Origin of the sequence: Arthrobacter sp. B2a2-09, from assembly GCF_027587375.1 — a bacterium.
Lineage (GTDB): Bacteria > Actinomycetota > Actinomycetes > Actinomycetales > Micrococcaceae > Arthrobacter.
In genome coordinates, this window is sequence record NZ_JAMXIC010000003.1 from 73,673 (window position 1) to 97,088 (window position 23,416).

The 23,416-nt window shown below is 63.7% G+C and carries 20 protein-coding genes; 7 read left to right on the forward strand and 13 right to left on the reverse strand.

Translation table 11 applies throughout. The features are described from left to right. Window positions 1-6 precede the first annotated feature (6 nt). From NFJ07_RS04345 to mtrA, 6 genes are all read right to left on the reverse strand, one after another. Window positions 7-1,248 (reverse strand): winged helix-turn-helix domain-containing protein, encoded by a 1,242-nt coding sequence (locus NFJ07_RS04345; RefSeq protein ID WP_269992770.1) that lies wholly within the window; start codon window positions 1,246-1,248, stop codon window positions 7-9. Between the two features lie 32 nt (window positions 1,249-1,280). After that, window positions 1,281-2,006, reverse strand: a complete 726-nt coding sequence (hpf, locus tag NFJ07_RS04350) for a ribosome hibernation-promoting factor, HPF/YfiA family (RefSeq protein WP_234748144.1) — start codon at window positions 2,004-2,006, stop codon at window positions 1,281-1,283. Between the two features lie 158 nt (window positions 2,007-2,164). Continuing rightward, window positions 2,165-3,073, reverse strand: a complete 909-nt coding sequence (locus NFJ07_RS04355; RefSeq protein WP_269992771.1) for a ComF family protein — start codon at window positions 3,071-3,073, stop codon at window positions 2,165-2,167. Between the two features lie 158 nt (window positions 3,074-3,231). Further along, window positions 3,232-4,980 (reverse strand): LpqB family beta-propeller domain-containing protein, encoded by a 1,749-nt coding sequence (locus tag NFJ07_RS04360; RefSeq protein WP_269992772.1) that lies wholly within the window; start codon window positions 4,978-4,980, stop codon window positions 3,232-3,234. Then, the gene (mtrB, locus tag NFJ07_RS04365) at window positions 4,977-6,824 is read right to left on the reverse strand and encodes an MtrAB system histidine kinase MtrB (RefSeq protein ID WP_442865295.1); all 1,848 of its coding nucleotides are present in this window, start codon (window positions 6,822-6,824) and stop codon (window positions 4,977-4,979) included. The genes NFJ07_RS04360 and mtrB overlap by 4 nt, the downstream gene beginning before the upstream one ends. A gap of 103 nt (window positions 6,825-6,927) precedes the next feature. Then, window positions 6,928-7,602, reverse strand: a complete 675-nt coding sequence (gene mtrA / locus NFJ07_RS04370) for an MtrAB system response regulator MtrA (protein ID WP_059387541.1) — start codon at window positions 7,600-7,602, stop codon at window positions 6,928-6,930. A 176-nt stretch (window positions 7,603-7,778) separates the two neighbouring features. Here mtrA and NFJ07_RS04375 point away from each other — a divergent pair, with 176 nt between their 5' ends. From NFJ07_RS04375 to NFJ07_RS04400, 6 genes are read left to right on the forward strand one after another with little or no spacing between them, the layout of a single operon-like run. Continuing rightward, window positions 7,779-9,059: a hypothetical protein gene (locus NFJ07_RS04375; protein WP_269992774.1), complete on the forward strand. Its 1,281-nt coding sequence runs from the start codon at window positions 7,779-7,781 to the stop codon at window positions 9,057-9,059. Continuing rightward, a complete protein-coding gene (locus tag NFJ07_RS04380; RefSeq protein ID WP_269992775.1) occupies window positions 9,020-9,742 on the forward strand; it encodes a DUF4129 domain-containing protein in 723 nt (240 codons plus the stop codon). The genes NFJ07_RS04375 and NFJ07_RS04380 overlap by 40 nt, the downstream gene beginning before the upstream one ends. Further along, the gene (locus NFJ07_RS04385) at window positions 9,739-10,908 is read left to right on the forward strand and encodes a DUF4350 domain-containing protein (RefSeq protein WP_269992776.1); all 1,170 of its coding nucleotides are present in this window, start codon (window positions 9,739-9,741) and stop codon (window positions 10,906-10,908) included. The genes NFJ07_RS04380 and NFJ07_RS04385 overlap by 4 nt, the downstream gene beginning before the upstream one ends. Further along, the gene (locus tag NFJ07_RS04390; protein WP_269992777.1) at window positions 10,905-11,963 is read left to right on the forward strand and encodes an AAA family ATPase; all 1,059 of its coding nucleotides are present in this window, start codon (window positions 10,905-10,907) and stop codon (window positions 11,961-11,963) included. The genes NFJ07_RS04385 and NFJ07_RS04390 overlap by 4 nt, the downstream gene beginning before the upstream one ends. A 56-nt stretch (window positions 11,964-12,019) precedes the next feature. Next, window positions 12,020-13,312, forward strand: coding sequence for a DUF58 domain-containing protein (locus NFJ07_RS04395; RefSeq protein WP_269992778.1), 1,293 nt, complete (start codon window positions 12,020-12,022; stop codon window positions 13,310-13,312). Between the two features lie 53 nt (window positions 13,313-13,365). Further along, complete coding sequence (locus NFJ07_RS04400; protein WP_269992780.1) at window positions 13,366-14,100, forward strand: DUF4166 domain-containing protein; 735 nt, start codon at window positions 13,366-13,368, stop codon at window positions 14,098-14,100. 18 nt (window positions 14,101-14,118) lie between these two features. On the opposite strand, the gene NFJ07_RS04405 is transcribed toward NFJ07_RS04400, so the two are convergent. Continuing rightward, window positions 14,119-15,156, reverse strand: a complete 1,038-nt coding sequence (locus NFJ07_RS04405; RefSeq protein ID WP_269992781.1) for a hypothetical protein — start codon at window positions 15,154-15,156, stop codon at window positions 14,119-14,121. A gap of 4 nt (window positions 15,157-15,160) precedes the next feature. Further along, complete coding sequence (locus NFJ07_RS04410) at window positions 15,161-15,547, reverse strand: chorismate mutase (protein WP_269992782.1); 387 nt, start codon at window positions 15,545-15,547, stop codon at window positions 15,161-15,163. Window positions 15,548-15,625: 78 nt separating this feature from the next. On the opposite strand from NFJ07_RS04410, the gene NFJ07_RS04415 reads away from it, so the two are divergent. Next, a complete protein-coding gene (locus tag NFJ07_RS04415) occupies window positions 15,626-16,285 on the forward strand; it encodes an NADPH-dependent F420 reductase (RefSeq protein WP_333482035.1) in 660 nt (219 codons plus the stop codon). A 69-nt stretch (window positions 16,286-16,354) separates the two neighbouring features. On the opposite strand, the gene NFJ07_RS04420 is transcribed toward NFJ07_RS04415, so the two are convergent. The 5 genes from NFJ07_RS04420 to mnmA all read right to left on the reverse strand — a co-directional run bounded on the left by NFJ07_RS04420 (window position 16,355) and on the right by mnmA (window position 23,317). Continuing rightward, window positions 16,355-18,064, reverse strand: a complete 1,710-nt coding sequence (locus NFJ07_RS04420) for an ABC transporter ATP-binding protein (protein ID WP_269992783.1) — start codon at window positions 18,062-18,064, stop codon at window positions 16,355-16,357. Further along, window positions 18,061-19,095 (reverse strand): ABC transporter permease, encoded by a 1,035-nt coding sequence (locus tag NFJ07_RS04425; RefSeq protein WP_269992784.1) that lies wholly within the window; start codon window positions 19,093-19,095, stop codon window positions 18,061-18,063. The genes NFJ07_RS04420 and NFJ07_RS04425 overlap by 4 nt, the downstream gene beginning before the upstream one ends. Before the next feature lies 1 nt (window position 19,096). Beyond that, window positions 19,097-20,185: an ABC transporter permease gene (locus tag NFJ07_RS04430; RefSeq protein WP_269992785.1), complete on the reverse strand. Its 1,089-nt coding sequence runs from the start codon at window positions 20,183-20,185 to the stop codon at window positions 19,097-19,099. Between the two features lie 114 nt (window positions 20,186-20,299). Further along, complete coding sequence (locus NFJ07_RS04435; protein ID WP_269992786.1) at window positions 20,300-21,928, reverse strand: ABC transporter substrate-binding protein; 1,629 nt, start codon at window positions 21,926-21,928, stop codon at window positions 20,300-20,302. 267 nt (window positions 21,929-22,195) lie between these two features. Then, entirely contained in the window at window positions 22,196-23,317 is a 1,122-nt protein-coding gene (mnmA, locus tag NFJ07_RS04440) for a tRNA 2-thiouridine(34) synthase MnmA (RefSeq protein ID WP_442865296.1), read from the reverse strand. Window positions 23,318-23,416: the final 99 nt, after the last annotated feature.

The following is a 23,416-nucleotide window of genomic DNA, read 5'->3' on the forward strand; positions in this document are numbered from 1 at the left end:
TGGATCTCAGCCGCGGGCCACTGCCGAGGAAAGCGCCGGTGAGAGATCGCCCATCGGTGACACCACGACGTCGTCGAGCCCCAACCACTCGGCCATAAGCCGCAGTTCAGCAGAAAGCTCGACGGCGGTGTCCGCCGGGGCGTCCGGCTCGGCATGGGCGGCACGCACCAGAAGCTGCTTGGCCGAGCGGTCGGCCTTGAGATCTACGCGCGCGACAACGGCGTCACGGAGGAGGAAAGGCAGCACGTAGTAGCCGAACTTGCGCTTCTCCGCAGGTGTGTAGATTTCGATCCGGTAATGGAAGCCGAACAACTCCTCGAGCCTTCTACGCTCAAAGACCAGTGAATCAAACGGGCTGAGCAATGCGCGGCCCGTGGCGGCCCGGGGAAGCCGTGCGTCCACATGCCGGAACAAAGCCCGGTCCCAGCCACGCACGGTGGCCGGCTCCAGACGCCCGGCGGCAACGAGCCTGTCGATCGACGCTGCCGCTGCCTTCACCGGGGTCCGGAAGTAATCGGCGAAGCAGCGGATTGTTCCGATGCCATGGGCCTGGGCTGCGGCGTCGATCAGCCGGTCCATGGCCACCGCCGACAGATCGGAGCCCGCGTCCGGGAGCGCTCCTGCGCGAGCGATGACCGCAGGCAATCCCGGTGGGAGGACCCGCGATGTCAGCGTGTACCGGCGTTCGAACTGCTCTGTCCTCGACGCAGCCGTCACGAGTCCCTCTTCAAACAAGTGCTCCAAAACCCTTTTGACCAGGTTCCAGTTCCAGCCCCAGTTATCGTGCTGCCGATCTTCCTGGTGCCCCAGGTGCGCGGTCAATTGAGCGGCCGTCAGGGGACGCCCGGTTGCGAGGGCGCCGAGGATCCGGTTGGCCATGTCCTCCCGGATTCCGCGTTCCAAGTGGGCGGCGCCTACCCACGCACGGTTTTGCCACAGCAGCAGATCCTGAAAGTGTTCCGGGCGGATGAAGCTCGCCTCGTGCGCCCAGTACTCCATCATGCGCCGCGGACTTCGCCCGGCCATGGCATGAAGGATGCTTCGGTCGTAGTTTCCAAGTCTTGAGAAGAAAGGAAGGTAGTGACTGCGGGAGAGGACATTGACGGAGTCGATCTGCACCACCTGGAGGCGGGCAAAGGTGCGGCCCACCGTCCGTGAAGTCACGGGGCCGGTGGGCCGTTCCTTGTCCAGTCCTTGGGCTGCCAATGCAATCCGCCGTGCCTGCAACAGGCTCAGCGAAGCGGCCATGCCAGTCCTTTCATGGGAAATACGTATGCGGCCTAGGCCGTGGCGGCCTGGTCATTCGAACGGTAAGCGTGGATCTTTTCCTCCACGGGTTCGTCTCCTGGTTCGCATGTGGAGTCCAGGGTGATTACTCCATATGTCCAGCCACGACGACGGTAGACAACCGACGGCGTGTTGGTTTCCTTGTCCACGAACAGGTAGAAATTGTGGCCCACCAATTCCATGTTGTCCACCGCGTCATCAAGGGTGAGCGAAGCGGCGGGGAAAACCTTGCGACGAATCAGGACCGGGGAATCACCGGCCGGAATGTCGTTGTCGACGTCGTAGGGCGAGGTCTCCACCGGTGGCGTCGTTGGCTCCTGGTGGTTGCTGGCCTCTACGTAAATGGGTTCGCTCGCACTGGCGGGCTCAAGCGTCGCAGTAGCCTCACGAACGGCTTTGGGGGTGTGGCGGCCGTGGTGGACCTTCTTGCGGTCCTTGGCCCTGCGGAGTCTTTCCAGCAGCTTGCTATAGGCGAGATCAAAGGCGGCAAACTTGTCAGCGGCGCTCGCTTCGGCCCGGATCACAGGGCCCCGGCCCAGAACTGTCACTTCCACCGTGAGCTGGCCCGGTGTCTGGCGCGGGTTGGTTTCTTTTGAAACCTTCGCGTCAACCCTCTGGACCTTGTCCCCAAGCGATTCAATCTTTGAAATCTTCTCGCCGGCATACTCGCGGAAGCGATCCGAAACGGTCAGATTACGGCCGCTGATCATGAACTCCATGGTGCCCTCCAAACAACTCAGGTGACACGATAAGGGCGCTTCTCGGGGCTGATCTGACGGACAGTCGAGCCCCTTTCCGAGCCGCTATCGACAGGTACATCTGTTCTTGGTACCCATAACCGACGTTAGTTCATCGACACGGGTAATTCATCCTTTCGTCACTTATTTTTTGTTTGAGTCGGTTCGGGCTGAGTGTCCGGCGCACCCGTAGGAAGGTCGCTACCGGCTGGCGGCCGAGTGGCCGCAAGGACCACCGCGCCACACACCACGCCTCCAGCCACCGACACTGCCCGGGCGGCTTCGGCGAGGGTGGCACCAGTGGTGAGGACGTCGTCGACGATGACGCATGCCCTACCCTCCAAGGAACCTTTGCGGAACAGCCGAACGGTCATGGAGCCGCGGACACGCCGCACACGCTCTCCGCGGCCCAAGCCCTTTTGCCCGTTTCTTTGTCCCAGGGTTCCGGTGCCTCGGGCCCCGAACCCGGGCGCCTTCTTCAACGCATCCGTCATTTGCAGACCCGGCAAAGCGTCCAAGCGCCGCAAGCGGCCGAGCAAGAGATGGACCGGACTGAATCCGCGGCGCCGGAAGGCCGCGTTGCTGCTGGGAACAGGTACAAGACAGATGCCTACCCCGTCGCCAACGGCAGACCGGATGGCCTTGCCCAGTGCAGGCGCGAGCACCGAGGCCAGCCGTCCCTGGCCCAGATGCTTGAAAGAAAGCAGGGCCTGGGCCAGTTCGTCCCGATAGTGTCCGCCCGCGACAACTGGCAGCATCACGGACCCATCCGCCGTGAGCAAGGCCGGTGCCTGCCCTTCAGCGCGGAACGGACGGGTACACAGAAGGCGCAAGTGCCGCGCACAGGCCCCGCACAGCGCCGAATCCTCGGAACCACAGCACACACATTCCACGGGAGCCAGAACGGCCAGCAACTCGACGAAGGCCTCACCAACGCCCTGCGCGAGCCTTGCCCATCGAGCAGAATAGACGCCCCGATGCCGCGCGGCGTCACTCGGGACGACGGCGAGGTCAGGGTCACGCACTCGGCAACGGCTGTAAGTACCCATGCCCCAAGCATCCGGATCCTCGCCCGCGGCCAACACTCCCGAAACGCGCTATGTGGAAAACAAGACCTGTGAGGACAAATGGCGACGTTGGCGGTGGGTGGGCCCACGCCGCCAGGGTTCCCTGGCCGAGCGAAGCGAGGTTAGGGAGGCGGTGGGGACTAGCCCGGGAAGGAAGGGTCTACCGGGCCCTTGAGTTGCAGTTCCCAGCCGTTGCCCACTCGTTGGAACACGCCTGCCCCTGACTGCCCGAAAATCTGCTCCGGTCCGTTGCCTGCGCTGATAGTCGTCAGGTTCGGCCATGCCGGTAACAACTGCGGCTGGCTCGATGTCAAGGACAACAGTTCGGGAACCACGTTCTCGGTTGACGAGGCTTTCATCACCGCGACTGTCGTTGAATTGACCCAAACCCCTTGATCAACAGGGGTGGAAGAGAACAAAGTCAACGGTGCAGTCAGGTCCTTCGGGGTGCCGTCAGGGTTGCGTAAAATACCGGTCACCTGCACCGATGACTTGCCGTTCATCTCGGAGATGACCAGAGCGCGCGTCCCCTCGCGGGATACCCGGAAGTCCCTCACCACGCGCCCTGCCAGCCATGGCGGCGTTATCGTCACCGTGGGGACGGCCTGGCCTTGGGGGACGTTGGACGGTTTGAACGCCACGACCTCGGTGGCCCCGCTAGCTCCTGGACCTGCCGTCCAGACCCAGTCCTGCGGGCTGAAGGAGGGATGGCTCAGGGTGCTCCTGGTTGTCAGTTGACGGGCGGGCTGGCCCGGAATCATCGAATACAGGACGGTTCCGGCACCGTTAAGGAAGGCCACGGCCTGGGACGTCGGGGACTCAGCGGGAGCGCTCGGGTTCAGTCCGGCCACCGGCTGCATGTCCGGAAGGGCCGACACCCTGTTGTTCTCGTAGCGCACGAGTTCGTCATTGCTGACGGCGATTTGGCGCGCAGGAGCATTCTTTTCAAGCACGGGCGGCAGGACCGAGCCGTTGTCCTCCACCCGGACAAGATCCTGGTCAGCCCGCAGCTGAACGTTCACCACGTCCGGCTGGCTACGGAAGGTCAGGGTCAGCTGGTTTTGCATGCGCTGCCGGTCCTCGGCAGAGGCATCCACGAGTTCCTTCGCGGAAAGGTCCACCTGGGCTGCTCCCGACACCACCGGCACCGACTCCCTGGCCAGCTTCATGCCGGAAGGAAAAGCACTGACGACCGCGCCCTGGAGGTAAGGCGCAGGACCGTCGAGCAAGGCGCTGGTCATCGCTTTGACAGTGTTCTTCTTGATGAACCACCGGACGTCCGGAACCGCATACGTAAACGTAGGGTCGTAGAAATAGATGGGCTGGGCCGCGTAGATGACTTTGAACGTCTCTTCCGGGATGGCGGTGCCGTCCGGAACCGCTGAGATCCGCCACTCGCCGTCGACCTGTTCCAGGGTCACCGGAATTGTTTCGGTGGTACCTTCCGGGAACTGCGTTGCAACGCCGTCGGCGTCCACCGCGTAAGCGAGGTCCAGCTGGTACTTGAACTCGTTTTCCACACCGGTCTTGACGACGGTCGCCTTGCGGAAAACGAGCGTCCGCTTGTCGGACTTCCAGCTGACGGACAGCGCCTGCGTGAGGTATTGCCGGGCCACCGCGTAGTCGCCTTCGTAACCACTGCCTGCACCATAGAAGTCCTCGATGATGGACTCCGGGGTGGCTCCGGGATGTGGTGGCGGAGGGAAGAAGACGGGGGCGTTCGGGTTGCCCGCGCTTTCGTCCTTGCTCTTTCCCACCGGACCAGACCGTGGGATCTGCGCACAGGAACTAAGGACCACCATGAGGACGGCAAGAACGGCAATCACGGCCCTTAACAGATGCGGGCGTCGGGACAGGTGAGAGCGTCGTGAATTCCGTAGTGAATTCATAGTCCCGTTCCCCCCGGGGCTTTGTCGCCGTCGTTGTTGCCCGCCGGAGGCAGTGCAGGCGGCAGCAACGGAGCATCTCCCGGCCTCGGGTCCGCGGCGGAAACCCGCTCCGGGGGCGGGTCGCCCGCACCCAAAACGAGCATCTGGCGCTCCGGAGCGGCGCCCGGCAAATGGATGTCTGCGGGTTCAAGCTGCAGCGGTGATTTCACGATGGTGCCGCCCTTCTTGAGAGGCAGCGTCAGACGGAAGTTTGAACCGGATCCCTTGCGACCCCAGGCCTGCAACCAACCGTTGTGGAGCTTGGTGTCCTCCGCGGCGATGGAAAGTCCCAGTCCGCTGCCACCCGTGGTCCGGGCACGTGCGGGATCGGCACGCCAGAAACGATCGAAGACCCGCGCTGCTTCTGCCGGGCTCATCCCTATGCCGAAGTCACGCACGGAGATGGCGACGGCATCGTGGTTGGCCGCAACGGAAACGTGGACAGGCTTCCCCTCGCCGTGTTCGACGGCGTTGAGCAGCAGGTTCCGCAGGATGCGGTCGATCCGGCGGGCGTCCATCTCAACGATGATGCGCTTGTGGCGCGAGGTAAGGCGCACTTCGGAGCCGTACTCCGCGGCGACGGGCGAGGCACCGTCGATGACATGGGAGACGACCTGGAAGATGTCCGTCGGCTCGGAATCCAACACCGCCGCCCCGGCGTCGAAGCGTGAAATCTCCAGCAGGTCCGAGAGCAACGACTGGAAACGCTCCACCTGGTTGTAGAGCAGTTCTGCGGAGCGCTTGTTGATGGGGTCGAAGTCATCGCGGGCATCAAACAACACTTCGGCTGCCATCCGAACGGTCGTGAGCGGTGTCCGCAGCTCATGGGACACATCGGACACGAACCGCTGCTGCATCTGGGACAAGGTGGCCAGCTGTGTAATCTGCTCTTGCAGGCTCGCGGCCATGTGGTTGAACGAGGCGCCCAGCCTGGCTACCTCGTCTTCACCCTTGACCACCATTCGCTCCTGCAACTGGCCTGCGGCCAGCTTCTCGGAGACGACGGCGGCGTGGCTCACTGGACTCACGACGTTCCTGGTCACGTACCAGGCAATACCGCCGATCATCAGGATGAGCGCGGCGCCACCCGCCCACAGCACGTTCTGGATTTCGTCCAGGGTTTGTTGGGCGGTATCCAGGTCATAGAGGAGATAGAGCTCGTAGACCGTGCCGTTGAACGTGACCTTGTTGCCGACAGCGATGCCGGGGTGATCCTCGTTGCCGACGGGGAACTCAGTTGAAGCCCAGTACTGGTCCTTGCCCGAATCCTGCACCGACTTGCGCAGTGCCGGAGGAATGACACGGACCGTCAATTGATCCGAGGCCCGCGATTCCACCCACCGGTTGCGGGGCTTGGTTTGTTCGGGCATCGCTTCGAAGACGTATCTCCGCTGGATGACCGAGCCGTTGCCCTCCACCGCTTTGAGCGTGTCGTAGACGAGGGTGATGACACTTGATTGGTCGTTGGCCTGTGAACCGTCGAAAGTGTCCTGGACTTGCTTGACGTAGTAGCGGCTCTCGGATTCGGCTTGCTTCAAACGCTCCTGGAACAGGTTGTTCGCTATTTGGTTTGAGAGGTACGCGCCGACCACCGCAAATGACGCCATCGACAGCACGATCGTCACCGCGACGGTCCTGAATTCGAGCGAGCGGCGCCAACGGCGCAGCAGGGCGCGCCACAAATACCGGATTCCGGGCCGAATATGGCGAAGTCCGGTCACCACAAGCCGGGAGACACGCAATGCGAGGATCAGGGCGCGGCGCGTCCAGATCCGAGTGCGCTCCAGGATCCAGGGGAGGTTCAGTGCCCGGGCGTCCGTGTGCTCCGGGACAGGATGCCCTGAAGCAGGATGTTTCCCCTTGGCCGCCGCGGCCTCTTGGTCAGTGCCGGACTCGCCGGTGGAAGACTCAGGCGCCTGCTTTATATCCGACACCACGAACCGTCAATACAACTTCAGGAGCTTCCGGATCGCGCTCGATCTTGGACCGCAGGCGCTGGACATGGACATTGACCAGCCGGGTGTCGGCAGCGTGGCGGTAGCCCCATACCTGCTCAAGGAGCAGTTCACGGGTGAAGACCTGCCAGGGCTTGCGCGCGAGGGCGACCAAGAGATCGAATTCCAGCGGGGTCAGCGAAATCCGCTCTCCGCCGCGGGTCACCAAATGGCCCGCGACGTCGATTGTGACGTCGGCAATCCGCAGGGTCTCGGGCGCCTTCTGGTCTCCCGGGCGCAGCCGGGCGCGGACGCGAGCCACGAGTTCGGCCGGCTTGAAAGGCTTGGGCACGTAGTCATCAGCACCGGATTCAAGGCCGCGGACAACGTCGGAGGTATCCGATTTGGCGGTGAGCATGACAATGGGAACGTCTGACTCCCCGCGGATCTGGCGGCACACTTCGATGCCGTCCGATCCGGGCAGCATCAGGTCAAGCAGTACCAGATCTGGCTTTGAGGAGCGGAAGACCTCCAGCGCTTGCCCGCCGTCCGCGCAAAAAACCGGGTCGAAGCCGTCGTTCCGCAGCACGATGCCGATCATTTCGGCCAGCGCTTCGTCGTCGTCTACCACCAGGATGCGTGCCTTCATAGTTATATATTCCCTTATCACCAAGCCTTTGTCCCGTTGAGCCCAATCACGGCATGGCGCGCAGCAGCCCGCAAGCGAATGGGCTATGAGGCGCGACGGCGGAACTATAGGCTGGTGCGAACGGCCCCTTTCGGGGTCCGTGCATTGCTGCGGACGCATCTTTTGGGGAGGAAAACGTGTCACAGCCAGATCCGGGGTACCGGCCTGAACAGGGACCGCAGCCGCAGTGGGGCGCCCAGCCAGGCGGCCAGCCACAGTGGGGTCCTCCACAGCAAGGCACCCAGCCACAGTGGGGCACCCAGCCGCAATGGGGCGCGCCACAGTATCCGGGGCAATCGTGGGGCGCGCCGGTCGATCCGCGTTGGCCGGCCGGGGGTCCGCCGCCCTATGGCCAGCAGCCCCGCTATGTGGCTCCCCCGAAACCCGGAATCGTGCCCCTCCGTCCGCTCTTCTTCGGTGAGATCATGGACGGCGCCTTCCAGACCATCCGCCGGAACGCCAAAACCATGTTCGGCTCCGCCCTTATTGTCCAAGCCATCATCGGTGCATCGAGCGGGGTGGCCACGCTGGGCATGCTCGGGATGGGCCAGCCTCCCGTAGGAGGTTTCACTTCGCAGGCCCAAGCGATGAACTACCTGGGTCCGGTCATCGGTTTTGCTGCCGGGATCATGGGCATTTCATTGCTCACCATGGTGCTCACCTCAATCCTTCAGGGCGTTATGGCAATCCCCGTGGCCAGGTCGGCGCTAAACCGCCCGACCGGGTTCAAGCAAATGTGGTCCCTTGCCCGTTCACGAATCTGGCCGCTCGTTGGCCTCGCCTTCCTCTTGCTTGCCGGATCATTCCTGTTCGTCGTGGCGGTGTCCGTGCTCGCCGTCCTCATCCTGAGCGCGACGGGACCCGTCGGGCTGCTTCTGGTCCTTCCTTTGGGATTCGGTGCCTTGGCCGTGTTCATCTGGATTTACATCAAGGTGCTGGTGGCTCCGGCCGCGGTGACCGTAGAAGAGCTTGGCGTCTTCGCCGGTCTTCGGCGTTCCTGGGCCCTTACAACCAGCAACTGGTGGCGGATCCTTGGAATCACGCTGCTGGTGGCCTTCATGGTGGGTATCATCGGGTCGGTCATCCAGATTCCCCTGAGCTTGGCGTCCGGCGGATTAACGGCGGTCTTTTCGCCTCATGCCAGCGCCCAGCAAGTGACCACGACAACCGTGGTCCTGCTGGTGCTTTCGCAGGTCGTAGGGGTCCTCATAAGTGCAGTCGGCTTCGCTTTCCAAACCTCCGTGGCAGCCCTGATCTACATGGACCTCAGGATGCGACGTGACGGACTGGACGTGGAACTGCTGCGGCTTCTAGAGACCGGAGAAGAGCCCGACGGCGTTCCGGGCCGCCGCAGGGCACGTCAAGCCGGTGCGCAATCATGGCCGCCGATGCCTGGTCAGGGTTCCCCAACAGGATGATTCCGGCCTCCGTGTCCTTCGCCGTTTCTTTCTCCGCCTCCGAGCCTCCCGTCGATCCGGACCGCGGGGAGGCCCAACGGTGGGCGGTTGAGGAACTGTCCAAGCCGCAGTACGCATCGGCCAAACCCAGCTGGATCGATCAGATGTGGAACCAGTTCATCGACTGGCTCCGATCTTTGAATGGCAATTCCATCAGCGGGCCAAATATCGGCATGCCGTTGATCGCCGCATTGGCCGTAGTCCTCATCGTGGTTGCCGTGATTGTGGTCAGGCCGAGGCTCAACGCCCGGAAGAAGACATCAGCCGAGGTTTTCGACGGCGAGGCAACAGCTGATGCCGATGCCTTCCGCGCCCGGGCATCTGCTGCGGCAAGCCGCGGGGACTGGCAAACTGCCGTCGTCGAACAGTTCCGCGCCGTGGTTCGCTCTGCGGAGGACCGGGCAGTCATTGATACCCAGGCTGGCCGGACCGCGGATGAGGCGGCTGCCCAATTGGGGCGCGCGTTCGGGGCAGCCAGTTCGCGGCTTGAGGAAGCGGCCAAGATCTTCGATGGCGTGAAATACGGGAAGGCAGCCGCCACCGCTTCCGATCATGCTGCCGTGCTGGTTTTGGACACCCGGTTATCGGCCATGAAACCTGATTTCGCCGGGCAGGCCGCCAGCGGTTTGGCGGTGCCGCGATGACACCGGACACTCAAACACTCCGGTGGTCCGCGCAGTTGCGGGGCTGGTTGCGCCGCCATATGGCCTGGATCATCATCGGGGGAATCGTCACGGTACTGGGCGTTGTCACCCTGACCCAATCCCCCGCGAACACGGACAAGGCAACCCTCTCTGCCCGCAATCCCGCCCCGGATGGTGCCATGGCCGCCGCCGAAATCCTCCGGCGGCACGGAGTCACGGTCACGGAATCCGATTCGTTCGCGGCGACAACCTCGCTGCTGGCGAGAAAACCAGGTGCCACCGTCTTCTTGTATGACCTCAATGGTTATCTCGACTCCGCCCAGTTGCACAGTTTGCTGCAATCGGCCGCCCGCGTGGTGGTCGTGGCCCCCGGCCTCCGAACCCTGACAGGACTGAGCAGCGAAATCCATAACGCCGGAGTGGTTCCCAACGGCACGTCAACGTTGGAAGCGGGATGCGTGCAAGCGGATCCACTCGCCGCGGGGCGTGTCTCCGGCAAGGGCGCACTCCTCTACACAGGTGCCGATGTGACCTGCTACAGGCCTAGTAGCAACGACGGCGGGATGTACGCGGCCAGCGCGGACGGCCGGCTGGTGGTTCTCGGCAGCGCAGCCTTGCTGAGCAACGATCTCTTGCAGGTGGAAGGCAATGCCGCTTTGGCCCTCCGAACCCTCGGGCCAACACCGGATCTCGTCTGGTATCTGCCGGGCCTCGGAGACGTACCAGGTGACAGCGGACCGCCCACACTGAATGAATTGGCACCACCGTGGGTTGGCTTCCTGGGATTGTGGTTGGCGGTGATCGCGTTGCTCGCTGTGCTGTGGCGGGGCAGGCGGCTTGGTCCGCTCGTGTTCGAGCCGCTGCCTGTGGTGGTCAAGGCTGTAGAGACCGCCGAAGGCCGCGCCCGCCTCTACCAGGATTCCCGCGCCGTCGGCCAGGCAGCCGATAATCTGCGGTCCGGCACTTTGACCAGGCTTGCCAAACACTTCCGGCTCGGTCCCGAGTCCGGCGCAGATGCCGTCCTCGATGCGGTGGCCCGAAAGATCAACCGGCCGGCACCGGAGCTGCGGACGCTACTGCTGGACCACCGGCCCCGCACCGAATCCGAACTGGTCCAATGGGCACAAAGCATCGAAAAACTCGAGCAGGAGGCAACCGCCCCATGAGTAATCAAGCACAAAGCAATCAAGCAAACAGCTTCAGCGACGGAAACTATGGCTACTCGGGAGGCCCGGCGTCGCAGGGGCCACCATCGCAAGCTCCTACCCAGTCCGACCCTGCCCGCAAAGCCCTGCTGGACGTCCGTCACGAAGTAGGCAAAGCCGTCGTCGGGCAGGATGCAACGGTGACGGGCATGCTCATCGCACTGCTCTGCGGGGGCCACGTACTGCTTGAGGGTGTTCCGGGCGTTGCCAAGACCCTGCTTGTTCGTGCCTTGTCCACTGCGCTGAGCCTGGATACGAAGCGCGTCCAGTTCACGCCGGACCTCATGCCGGGCGACGTCACGGGTTCGCTCGTCTACGATTCTCACACATCGGAATTCACCTTCCGCGAAGGTCCGGTCTTCACCAACATCATGCTGGCGGACGAAATCAACCGAACGCCTCCCAAGACCCAGGCTTCCCTGCTGGAAGCGATGGAGGAGCGCCAAGTATCCGTGGACGGACTCTCCCGGCCCTTGCCGTCGCCGTTCATTGTTGCCGCCACGCAGAACCCCGTGGAGTACGAGGGCACCTATCCCCTGCCTGAGGCCCAACTGGACCGCTTCCTCCTCAAGCTCTCCATGCCGCTGCCCGGACGTGCCGAAGAAATCGAAGTAGTCCGCAGGCATTCGGAGGGTTTTGATCCGCGCAACTTGCTGGCTGCGGGAGTCAGGCCAGTGGCGGGGGTCGCCGAACTCCAAAATGCCCGGGACGCGGTGGCCGGGGTGACAGTGGCCCCCGAGATCCTCGGCTATATCGTGGACGTCGTGCGGGCGACGCGAGCGGCGCCGTCGTTCCAGCTGGGAGTCTCCCCGCGTGGCGCCACAGCGCTGCTGAACACTTCGCGTGCGTGGGCATGGTTGTCCGGACGCAACTTCGTCACCCCGGACGACGTCAAAGCACTCTCCCTGCCGTGTTTGAGGCACCGCGTGGGTCTTCGTCCTGAAGCCCAAATGGACGGTGTGCACGTGGATGATGTCCTCGGCAGCATCCTGGCCTCTGTTCCCGTGCCGCGCTGATGAAGCCGCGCCTCATGACTGTCCACCTCATGACCCTCTACGACAGGTCGCACTGAATGGCGATCACAGGCCGCTTTGTGCTGCTGGCTTTCGCCGCGTTGGCCCCTTTGGTGCTGTTTCCCGCCTGGGGTACGGTCCTCCTCACCACCGCCGCACTGCTGGCCCTGGTGTTGTCCGACCTCTTGCTGGCCGCATCGCCGGCCAAGATCGACCTGCAGCGAAAGGATCCCGGGAACGTCACCCTGCACTCGGAAACGGAATCCGTCCTGACGCTGGAAAACGGCAACCGGCGGACCTTCCGCGGGCTGGTTCGTGACGCCTGGCAGCCCTCCGCCGGGACCGTCGCCGCGGTCCAGCGCGTCGAGATCCCGGCTGGTGAGCGGCGGCGAATGGCGGTACGGCTGCGGCCCACCCGGCGCGGCGAGCTGACCGCGCCGCACGTCACGCTGCGGTCCTTTGGCCCGCTTGGCCTGGCTGCCAGGCAACGGACCGTGGCCCTCCCCGGCCGCCTGTGCGTCCTGCCGCCGTTCCATTCCAAGCGGCATTTGCCGTCCAAGCTGCGGAAACTGCGGGAGCTCGACGGCAAAGCGGCTGTGCAGATCCGTGGGGCCGGCACGGAGTTCGATTCCCTCCGCGACTACGTCCGGGGCGACGACGTGCGCTCCATCGACTGGCGGGCAACCGCCCGGCGCACCGCCGTCGTCGTCCGGACCTGGCGCCCGGAACGGGACCGCCGCGTGGTGATCATGCTCGACACCTCGCGCACGGCAGCAGCCCGAATCGATGACGAGCCCCGCCTGGATACCGGAATGGAAGCGGCTCTCTTGCTGGCGGTGCTGGCTGAGCGAGGCGGAGACCGCGTTGACTTCTTCGCCTTCGACAGGCGCGTCCGCGGACGCGTCGACTCAGCGGCAAAAGGCAATCTCCTCGGCTCCTTGGTCCAGGCCATGGCTCCGCTCGAGGCGGAACTGATCGAGATGGATTGGGCCCGTATCCCGGCCCAAGTACGGGCCATTTCGGCGCACCGTTCCCTCGTGGTCCTGTTGACCTCGCTCGACAGCGGCGCCCCCGAAGAAGGTCTCATCCCCTTGGTGGCGCAACTGGTGCGGCAGCACGTCGTGCTGATCGGATCGGTCCGGGACCCCTTGCTGGGGCGGATGAAGGAGGAACGCACAACGGCGAGCCAGGTCTTCCGTGCCTCGGCCGCCGAACGCGCTCTACTGGACCGTGAGGCCGTCAGCGCTCAATTGCGCCAGCTTGGTGCGGAGGTAGTCGACGCCGAGCCCTTGGAATTGCCGCCGCTCCTGGCGGATGCGTACATTCGGCTAAAGGCTGCGGGCCGCTTGTAGCCCGGCCAGGCGCCGAGTCCAGATCTCAATAACCCGGAATCCGAGGAAAGCACATGAGCACACCCATCTACGAGTTGGCGCTGGGCGGCAAGTTCCGGCAGTTGCAGCCTGAACTCCAGGACTATTTCTCCCTGGCCCCGGGCTCCGGATCCTACGGAATCGGCGAGGGCGTGTTCGACGTGGTCGGTTGCCGGCAGAAGTGGCTCCGTCCCCTCCTTGCCACGGTTGCCGGGGAAGAGGCGTTCTTCCCGGAGTACGGCGAACGCGTCCCGTTCCGCATCGAAAACCATGCGCACTTTGATCCGTTCGGACGGTCCAGCCTCACGGCCCGGCGTGAAATCTTCTTTCCCGGGCACACCCGGTTGTTCCATGACACCACTGTCGCCGAGACCACCAACGACGGCGGCGCCCGTCTGGTCGACTATTTGGGCCGGTATCGCAGGCTGGCCACGGCATTGGACCTGGATGTGACTCCGGAGGGGCGGCTTCGCGGTGTCTCGGGCGCCTCGCGTTTGTTCCTGGGTCCGCTGAGGCTCACTTTGCCGGCTTCCCTTGATGCGAAGGCCTACGCGGAGCAGTGGTGGGATGCGGCAGAAGGCAAGCACCGGATCCAAGTGAAGGTCCTTCAGCCACACGTCGGCCTGGTCCTGGTCTATGCGGGCTCCTTCGACTACCGTTTGGCGCCCGCGCTACCCGCGACGGATGGTGCTGCCGCCGCGCGAACCGCCACTGCCGTCGTCGGGCTCCCCCGTTACGCCGAGCCGGACCGTTGGGAACGGCGCATCTAGAAGCGGCCGGACAGCAGGCTAGCCGAGCGCGAGCTGGTTCAGCCCATCCGCAATCTGGGTCAAGCGGTTCAGAACCTCTTTGGCCCCCGACGGCGAGTACCCGGCCAGCCCGTCCGAAGGCGTGACACGCACGGCCCCCAAGCTCGACGCCGGTAGGCCGAGTTGGCGCCAGGGCCGCCAGACGGTGTCCACTAGCTCGGCGGTGCGTGGCAGGGTTGCCCGCGGATTGTCTATGGGCAGGGCGCCGGCCCACAGGCGTTTGCCCGCTTCCACCGCCGTGGCAAGCTGTTCCCATTGGCGCGTGGTGAGTGCTTTGAGCGGAAGAGCGACGCCGTCGGCTCCGGAGGAGAGGATCTGCTGGATCGGGGCTTCGATCTCCGGAACGGAAATCACTATCTCGCCTACTCCGGCTGCCCGCAGCGCGTCGATCACCAACCGCCAGGCTCCCGTGGCCTCCTCGCCCGGGATGGAGCGCAGGGTGCGGTAGCCGCTCGCCGTGGGAATAGTGCCGGCCAACACGGAAGAAATGTCCGGTTCGTCGAGCTGGACCACTATCTCCGCGCCCGGCACGGCAGCGCGGACCCGGGATACGTGCTCGGCGACGCCGGCGGCCAAGGATTCCGCAATGTCCCTGCGGGCACCGTAGTCAAGCAGAGCGCGCTCCCCGTTGTGCAGGTAGAGGCCCGCCGCGAGGCTCAGGGGGCCGCGCAACTGAATCTTCAGTGCCTCGGCGGAGGATTCCTCCGAGCCGGCAACGTCGGCCAAGACGTTGATGTCCGTCGAAAGGGCAGACATCGCACGCCGAAGGTCTTTCCCCGGGCGGTCAACCAGGCGCCAGCCGTGCGGCTGCACATCGATGGCCAACTCAACCAGAAGCGATGCCGTCCGGCCGAGGGCGTCGGAGCCGACGCCACGGTCCGGAAGCTCGGCCAGGAACGGCAGGTGCGGGCTGCCCAGCTCGCCGCGGATGACCCGTGCTGCCTCAGCAGGATCCGTGCCGGGCCAAGGACCCAATGCCGTGGCGGTGACCTGGCTCTGCGCGGTTTCGGCAGGCACGTGTTCAGGCCTGCGCGATGGAAGCCTGGTGGCCTTCGGCGATTGCTTCGTGGTGCCGGATGACCTCACTGATGATGAAATTCAGGAATTTCTCGGCGAAGGCAGGATCGAGGTTCGCTTCTTCGGCGAGCCGGCGGAGCCGCGCAATCTGGGCCGACTCGCGCCCCGGATCCCCAGCAGGAAGCTGGTGTGTCGCCTTGAGGACGCCCACTTTCTGGGTGGCCTTGAAGCGTTCTGCAAGGAGGAAGACGAGGGTGGCGTCGATGTTGTCGATGCTGGAGCGGATGGAGAGCAACTCGTCCATGACGGCCTGGTCCACACGGCCGGCGAGGGAGCTGGCGGAAGGATCGAAGGAGTCGGCGTCGGGGAGGGCGTGGTTCTGCTCGGTCATTCCTCCAGTCTAGGGTGTGCTGGCCGAGCCTTGAGGGGCAGAATGGGCATGTCCGCGCCGATGATAAGGAGAGCACGCATGAAAATCGCAGTTCTTGGCACCGGAATGGTGGGGCATGCACTGGCCAGCAAATTGGTGGCGGTAGGCCACGAGGTCATGATGGGTTCCCGGGAGGCCGGCAATCCCAAGGGGACGGAGTGGGCGGCGCAGGCAGGTCCGGGAGCAAGCTCCGGCTCATTCGCGCAGGCTGCAGCCCTGGCCGAGATCGTGGTCAACGCAACCCCGGGCATGGTCTCGCTCGCGGCGTTGAGTGAAGCCGGTGCGGCGAACCTGGCGGGTAAGGTCCTGGTGGATGTGTCCAACCCGCTGGACTTTTCCGCCGGATTCCCGCCGTCGCTCTCCGTCTGCAATACCGACAGCATCGCCGAAACCATCCAGCGTTCCTTCCCCAAGGCCCGTGTGGTCAAGACCCTCAACACCTTGACTGCTCCCCTGATGGTTGATCCACTCAGGCTCGCCGATGGTGCCCATGACGTCTTCGTGGCGGGGAACGACGACGACGCGAAAGCCACCGTCGTCGCGCTCCTGCGGGAGTTCGGCTGGCTCCCGGAACACATCCACGACCTGGGCGGGCTCGACGTCGCCCGCGGCCTTGAAATGTGGATGCCGCTGTGGCTCCGGATCTTCGTGCGCCAGCCGAAGGACAAGCTCTTCAACATCACCATCGTGTCCGAATAGCCGCGGCCGAACGGACATGCCCGCCCTTCGCGGAGAAGGGCGGGCATGTGTTCTTGCGGGAATGTAGGGCTAGATGCCCAGCAGCGCGCGGTGCTCTTCCCGGCGTCGGGCCTGTTCGTCAGGATCCGGCACCGGCAGCGAGGCGATGAGCCTGCGGGTGTAGTCGTGCTGTGGATTGCCCATGATCTGGCTGCCGATCCCTTGCTCCACGAGCTCGCCCTTGTACAACACGCCCACCCAATGGGAGAGAATGTCCACGACCGCGAGGTCGTGGCTGATGAACAGCGCGGCAAAACCGAACTCTTCCTGGATGTCCTTGAACAGTTCCAGGACCTTTGCCTGCACGGAAACGTCGAGGGCCGAGGTGGGCTCGTCGGCGATCAGGAGGCGCGGGTTGAGCGCGAGCGAACGCGCCAGCGAAGCACGCTGGCGCTGCCCGCCGGAGAGCTCGTGCGGGAAGCGTTCAGCGTACGACGCCGGCAGCTGCACCGATTCGAGCAACTGCGCCACACGCAGGCGCGCTTGAGCCGGGCTTGGGTGGGTATGGATGAGCAGCGGTTCCGCTACGCACTCACCGATGGTCAGGTGGGGGTTGAACGAGGCGGCCGGGTCCTGGAAGACAAAGCCGATGTCCTTGCGAAGCGGCTTGAACGTGTGCTCCTTGAAGCCCAGCATTTCGTAGCCGAGGACCTTGAGGCTGCCGCCGGTCGCCCTGTTGAGGCCGGCGATGGCCCGGCCGATGGTGGACTTGCCGGAACCGGACTCGCCAACCAGGCCAAAGACCTCGTTCTCGGAGACCGTGAAGCTGACGTTGTCCACGGCCTTGAACCCTGGCTTGCCGAGGCGGCCCGGATACTCGATGGTGAGGTTCTTGGCCTCAACCAGGACCTTTCCGGTTTGGTGCATCCGTTCGGTGGCCCCTTCGGACGCTGAATTGCGGCCGAGGTGCGGCACGGCGGCCAGCAGCTTCCTGGTGTACTCCTGCTTGGGCTCGGCGAAGAGGACCTTGGCGGTGGCCTCTTCGACGACGTCGCCTTGATACATGACCACGACGCGGTCGGCCAGGTCGGCCACGACACCCATATTGTGCGTGATGAGCACAATCGAGGTGCCGTACTTGTCCCGCAGGTCCCGGAGCAACTGCAGGATCTCGGCCTGGACCGTGACGTCCAGGGCCGTCGTCGGCTCGTCCGCCACGATCAAACCCGGGTTCAAGGCGAGCGCAGCCGCGATGACTACGCGTTGCTTCTGGCCTCCGGAAAGCTGGTGGGGATAGTAGTTGACGCGGATTTCTGGATCGGGGATACCCACCTTCCGCAGGGCTTCGGTGGCCCGTTTCTTGGCTTCCTTGGCCGAGACGCGGTGTCCGTCCGAGGCATGGGCCCGGATGCCTTCGGCGATCTGCCAGCCGACTGTGAACACCGGGTTCAGGGCCGTTGACGGTTCCTGGAAGACCATCGCCACGTCACGGCCACGGATCTTGCGCAGTTTGGACGCGCTGACGCTGATGACATTGTTGCCGTTGATCAGCACGGCTCCCGAGCTGATGGCTGTTTCCGGGAGCAATCCGAGGATGGTCTTGGCCGTGACGGTCTTGCCGGAACCTGACTCCCCCACGATCGCCAGCACTTCGCCGGCTTTGACCTCGAGGCTGACGTCCTTGACCGCGTAGACGTCGCCGCTGTCCGTGGCAAAGGTGACTTTGAGCCGTTCGATGTCCAGGACTGGCTGCCCGGATGGCAGCGGCTGGTCCGAAATGTTGCCGATGTTGGTGGTCATGCCTTACCTGCTTCTGGTTCAGGAGCGGTGGTGGCCCCTGTGTTCTTGCCGTCGCTTCCTGCCGCGGCCTTGGAGCGGGAGGCCTTGCCCCCGGCACGCTTGCGACCGCGTAGGCGGGGATCGTTGAGATCGTTGATGCTCTCGCCGACCAAGGTCAGTCCCAGCACCGTGAGGACGATCGCGATGCCGGGGAAGACGCCAGTCCACCAAATGCCGGAGGACGCGTCTGCCATGGCCTTGTTGAGGTCGAAGCCCCACTCTGCGGCTGAGGACGGTTCAATGCCGAAGCCCAGGAAGCCCAGGCCGGCAAGGGTCAGGATCGCTTCGGAGGCGTTCAGGGTGAACATCAGCGGAAGTGTCCTGGTGGCGTTCTTGAAGATGTGCCGGGTGATGATCCGGAGGCTGGACGCGCCCAGGACCATGGCCGATTCCACGAACGGCTCGGCCTTGAGCCTGATGGTTTCGGCCCGGATCACGCGGAAATACTGTGGAACGAACACCACGGTGATCGAGAAGGCGCAGGCGAGGATGCCGCCCCAGAAGCTCGACTGGCCACGGCTGATGACGATGGACATGACGATCGCCAAGAGCAGCGAAGGAAAGGCATAAATGGCATCGGCAATGACTACCAGCACCCGGTCCAGCCAGCCGCCAAAGTAACCACTGAGCAGGCCCAGCGCCACACCGAGGAAGATGGACATCGCCACGGCGACGACGATCACGGTGACGGCGGTCTGTGAACCCCACAGGACGCGGGAGAGGACGTCATAGCCGCCGACAGTGGTGCCGAGCAGGTGCTTGTTGCTGGGGGCCTCCTGGGTGGGGAACGAACCGGAAGCGTCACTCAGTTGGGAATAGCCGTAAGGCGCGATGAACGGCGCGAGCACGGTGGAGAGGAGGAAGAGCCCGGTCAGGACAAGCCCGGTGATGAGCATGCCCCGCTGGAGTCCAACGCTCTTGTTGACGTGGGAAATGACAGGGAGTCCGGACAGGAAGGACTTCTTCCGTCCTGAAATTGCTGCAGTGCTCATGTCAGTACCTCACTCGCGGGTCGATCAGCGCGGCGACGACGTCCACGACGAAGTTGGTAGATGCGACGATGACGGCCAACAGCACCACGATGCCCTGGACCGCCACGAAGTCCCTTGCGTTCAGGTACTGGACCAACTGGTAGCCGAGTCCCTTCCATTCGAAGGTGGTCTCGGTGAGCACCGCTCCGCCGAGCAACAGGGCGATTTGCAAGCCCATGACGGTGATGATGGGGATGAGCGCCGGCTTGTAGGCGTGCTTTGTCACGAGCCGGAACTCGCTGACGCCACGGGAACGGCCGGCCTCGACGTAATCCTTGCCAAGCGTTCCGATGACGTTCGTACGGACGAGGCGCAGGAAGACACCGGCGGTCAGGAGACCCAGGGCAACAGCGGGAAGCACCGCGTGCGACACGACGTCGCCGAGTGCGTTGAAATTGCCGCTGCGCAGGGCGTCGAGCCAATAAATGCCGGTGGGAGCGGCCAGTTGGCCCATGGCCAGTTCAGTGCGCGTGGACACGCGCCCGGCCACGGGGAGCCAGCCGAGCCAGACGGAGAACGTCAGCTTGAGGAGGAGTCCGGAGAAGAAGACCGGAGTGGCGTAGCAGAGGATGGCGAAGCATCGCAGGAAGGCATCTGTTGCCTTGTCGCGCCGTTGCGCGGCAATCATGCCCAGCGGGATGCCGACCGCGAGCGCCACGATCAGCGCGTTGATGGACAGTTCAAGGGTGGCTGCACCGAAGGTCGACAGCATTTCGACGACGGGGCGCCGGTCCGTGATCGTGGTGCCGAAGTTGCCTGTGACCAACTGGCCCAGGTATTCGAAGTACTGGAGGATGATCGGCCGGTCGTAACCGGCGTCGTGGATTCGCTGCGCCAGGACATCCGGAGGAAGCCGGCCGCCCTGCGCTGCGGTGATGGGGTCTCCGATGACCCGCATGAGGAAGAAAACCAGAGTCACGAGGATGAAGATCGTGGGAATGATCAGGAAGAACCTGATCACGATATACCTGCCCAGACCCCCGCCCGCTGATTTGCTTTTGGGAGCGACCGCGTCCGGTTCGACGTCGGGCACCTCTATTAGTGTTGTCATTGCTACCTAAAGTTCATTGCCCGCGGATCGCGCGGGGTTTTGCTCATATGTGAGGCAATCAGCAATAAGGGGAGGCAAAGCACCTGTTGGCACCCGCCTCCCCCTACCGGCTGCTTACTTTGAAATAGTTCCCAATCGGAACTTGAAGGAAGCGTCAAGCGTCTTGTCGACGCCGTTCACGCCCTGCGCCGAGATGGCAACCTGGGCACCCTGGAGCAGCGGCAAAGTGGAAATGTCCTTTGCCAAAGCGTTCTGGGCGTCCTTGATGGTCGATTCGCGAGCCGACTTGTCCGTGGTGGTCAGCTGCTTGTTGATCAGGTCCGTCACGGCGGGGTCGTTGAAGTGGTTCTTCAAGAAGCCACCGTTCGGGAAGAACGGGGTCAGGTAGTTGTCGGGGTCGCTGAAGTCAGGGAACCAACCGAACTGGAACAGCGGGTACTCGTCGGCACGGCTGGCCTTGCTGTAGGTCACCCATTCGGTGGACTGCAGGTTGACCTTGAAGAGGCCCGACTTCTCAAGCTGGTCCTTGATCATGGCGTACTCGTCGCCCGAGGACTTGCCGTAGTGGTCCGGGTTGTACTGGAGGTTCAACGTGACGACGTCCTTGACGCCGGCATCGGAAAGGACCTTCTTGGCTTTGTCCAAGCTCGGCTTTCCGTTGTCGCCGTAGGCATCCTTGAACGACTCGTTGGCGCCCAGGAAGCCGCTGGGGACGTTGGAGTACAGCGGCAGGTATGTGCCCTTGTAGACCTGGTCCGCGATTGCCTGGCGGTCAACGAGGTTGGCGATCGCCTGGCGCACGGCAAGTGCCTTGGCCGGGTCGGCACTGGGCGCCTTGGCGCCAAACGGCATGGTGTCGAAGTTGAACGTGATGTAGCGGATCTCGCCGCCGGGACCAACGTTGACCTTGACCTTCGAGTCCTTCTTGAGGTCGTCGACGTCGGTGGCGCTGAGGCTTCGGTTGGCAACGTCGATGTTGCCCTGCTGGATGTCCAGCTTCATGTTGGTCGGCTCAGCGTAGTACTTGATCGTGGCGGCGTCATTCGCCGGCTTCCCCAGGACACCCTGGTAGTCAGGGTAGGCCTTGAGGCTGATGAGCTCGTTCTTCTTGTAGCTGTCGATCGTGTACTGGCCGTAGAACGCCTTGGCCTTGATGATGTCGTCATCAGAAAGCAGTTTGTCGGCCGGGAAGACCTGGTGGTCGACAATCGGCGCGGCCGGGCTGCTGAGGATCTGCGGGAACGTCTGGTCGTTGGCGAGCTTCAGCTTGAAAACGGCCGTGTTGGCGTCAGGGGTGCTGACGCTGTCCAGGTTTGCGAGCAGGCTTGCAGGACCAGCGGGATCGTTGATCTTGAGCTGCCGGTCGAACGAAAACTTGACGTCGGTGGAGTCCAGCGTGTGGCCATTGGCCCACTTGAGTCCGGGCTTCATTTTGACGGTGTACTCGGTGGGCGACGTGAACGACGCCGACGCTGCCAGGTCCGGAACGGGGTCGGCGCTTCCTGGCTTCGAGTTGAGCAGGAAGGAATAGACCTGGTTCATCACCATGAAGGAACCGTTGTCATACGAGCCCGCGGGATCGAGTGCGGTCACCTTATCGGTGGTGCCATAAGCGATCGGGCCGCTGGCAGCTGAAGAAGCCGAACCGCCGCCGCCCGACGGGCCCGTGCAGGCCGTCAAAGCGAATACGGAGATGCCCGCGAACGCGATAACGCTGCGCAAGGCTTTTTTGTTCATTGCCATCAGTGAACTTTCTGTTCGATGGATACGGCGAACCGCCGTGGGTAATTTTCTCGGAGCACATACTCCTGACTCCACGATTCAATCAGAAGCTTTTCTGGTGAAACGTTTGATTTTGTGAGTTGAGACACAAAATTTACTTTTGACTGTCCGTTCGGTTGGCAAGGACGACCATCGCACGCCGGTCAGAACGTTGGCAAGAGGATCCCGTTAGCGCTCACAATTTTGCGGGCGGCTTCCCGGAGAACAAATCACCGGGAAGTCGAGGCCCTAGAGCTCCGCGCGCTGGAGGGACCGGGCGGCGTCGATAGTTGCCTGGCCCAGGACCCGGGTGCCTTGGTACAGCACGATGGTCTGCCCGGGAGCCACCCCGCGAAGGGGATCGATAAGAGTCACCACGAGGCCTTCGCGCTCGATGCCGGAGTCGTCGACGTGCCGTTCTACAGATGCCTTGGCAGGAACGGGATCGCCATGGGCGCGCACCTGGGCATAGCAGTCGAACTCGGCGCCGGTAGCGACCTCGGCGATGGGCAGGCCGGCCCAGGACACCTTGATTCCGCGGATCTCGTCGATGGCGAGCAGCGCTTCGGGCCCGACAACTACTTTGTTTTCCTTGGGCCGGATTTCCAGCACGAAGCGCGGCTTGCCGTCGGCGGCCGGGGTGCCCAGCTTGAGGCCGCGGCGCTGGCCTACGGTAAAGGCGTTGGCCCCCGGATGCTCCCCTACCTTGGTTCCGGCCTCGTCCACGATGTCGCCCGTGGTCATGTCGATCTTCTCGGCGAGCCAGCCTGCGGTATCGCCGTCCGGAATGAAGCAGATGTCATGGCTGTCCGGCTTGTTCGCCACGGACAGGCCGCGGCGCTCGGCCTCTGCGCGGACCTCGGCCTTGGAAGGAGTCTCCGCCAGCGGGAACATGGAGTGCTTGAGCTGTTCGTGGGTCAGGACGCCGAGCACATAGCTTTGGTCCTTGGCCCAGTCGGCCGCACGGTGGAGTTCGGGATTGCCGTCCGCGTCCTGGATGACCTTGGCGTAGTGGCCTGTGCAGACCGCGTCGAAACCCAGGGCGATCGCCTTCTCCAGCAGGGCGGCGAACTTGATCCGCTCATTGCAGCGCATGCAGGGATTGGGAGTGCGGCCCGCGGCGTATTCATCGATGAAGTCCTGGACAACGTCTTCCTTGAAGCGCTCTGAGAAGTCCCAAACATAGTAGGGAATCCCCAGCACGTCGCAGGCGCGCCAGGCGTCGCGGGAGTCTTCGATGGTGCAGCAGCCGCGGCTGCCCGTGCGCAGCGTTCCGGGCATGCGGGACAGCGCCAAGTGGACGCCAACGACGTCGTGCCCTGCCTCGACGGCGCGGGCGGCGGCAACGGCGGAGTCGACTCCGCCGCTCATGGCTGCAAGAACTCGCATGCTGGCTTTCTGTTGATGTTGGAGAGAAGAATTGCGGCTGAAGAGAGTAAGCGCGCCCAACCATTCTAGCGTCCGCGGGAA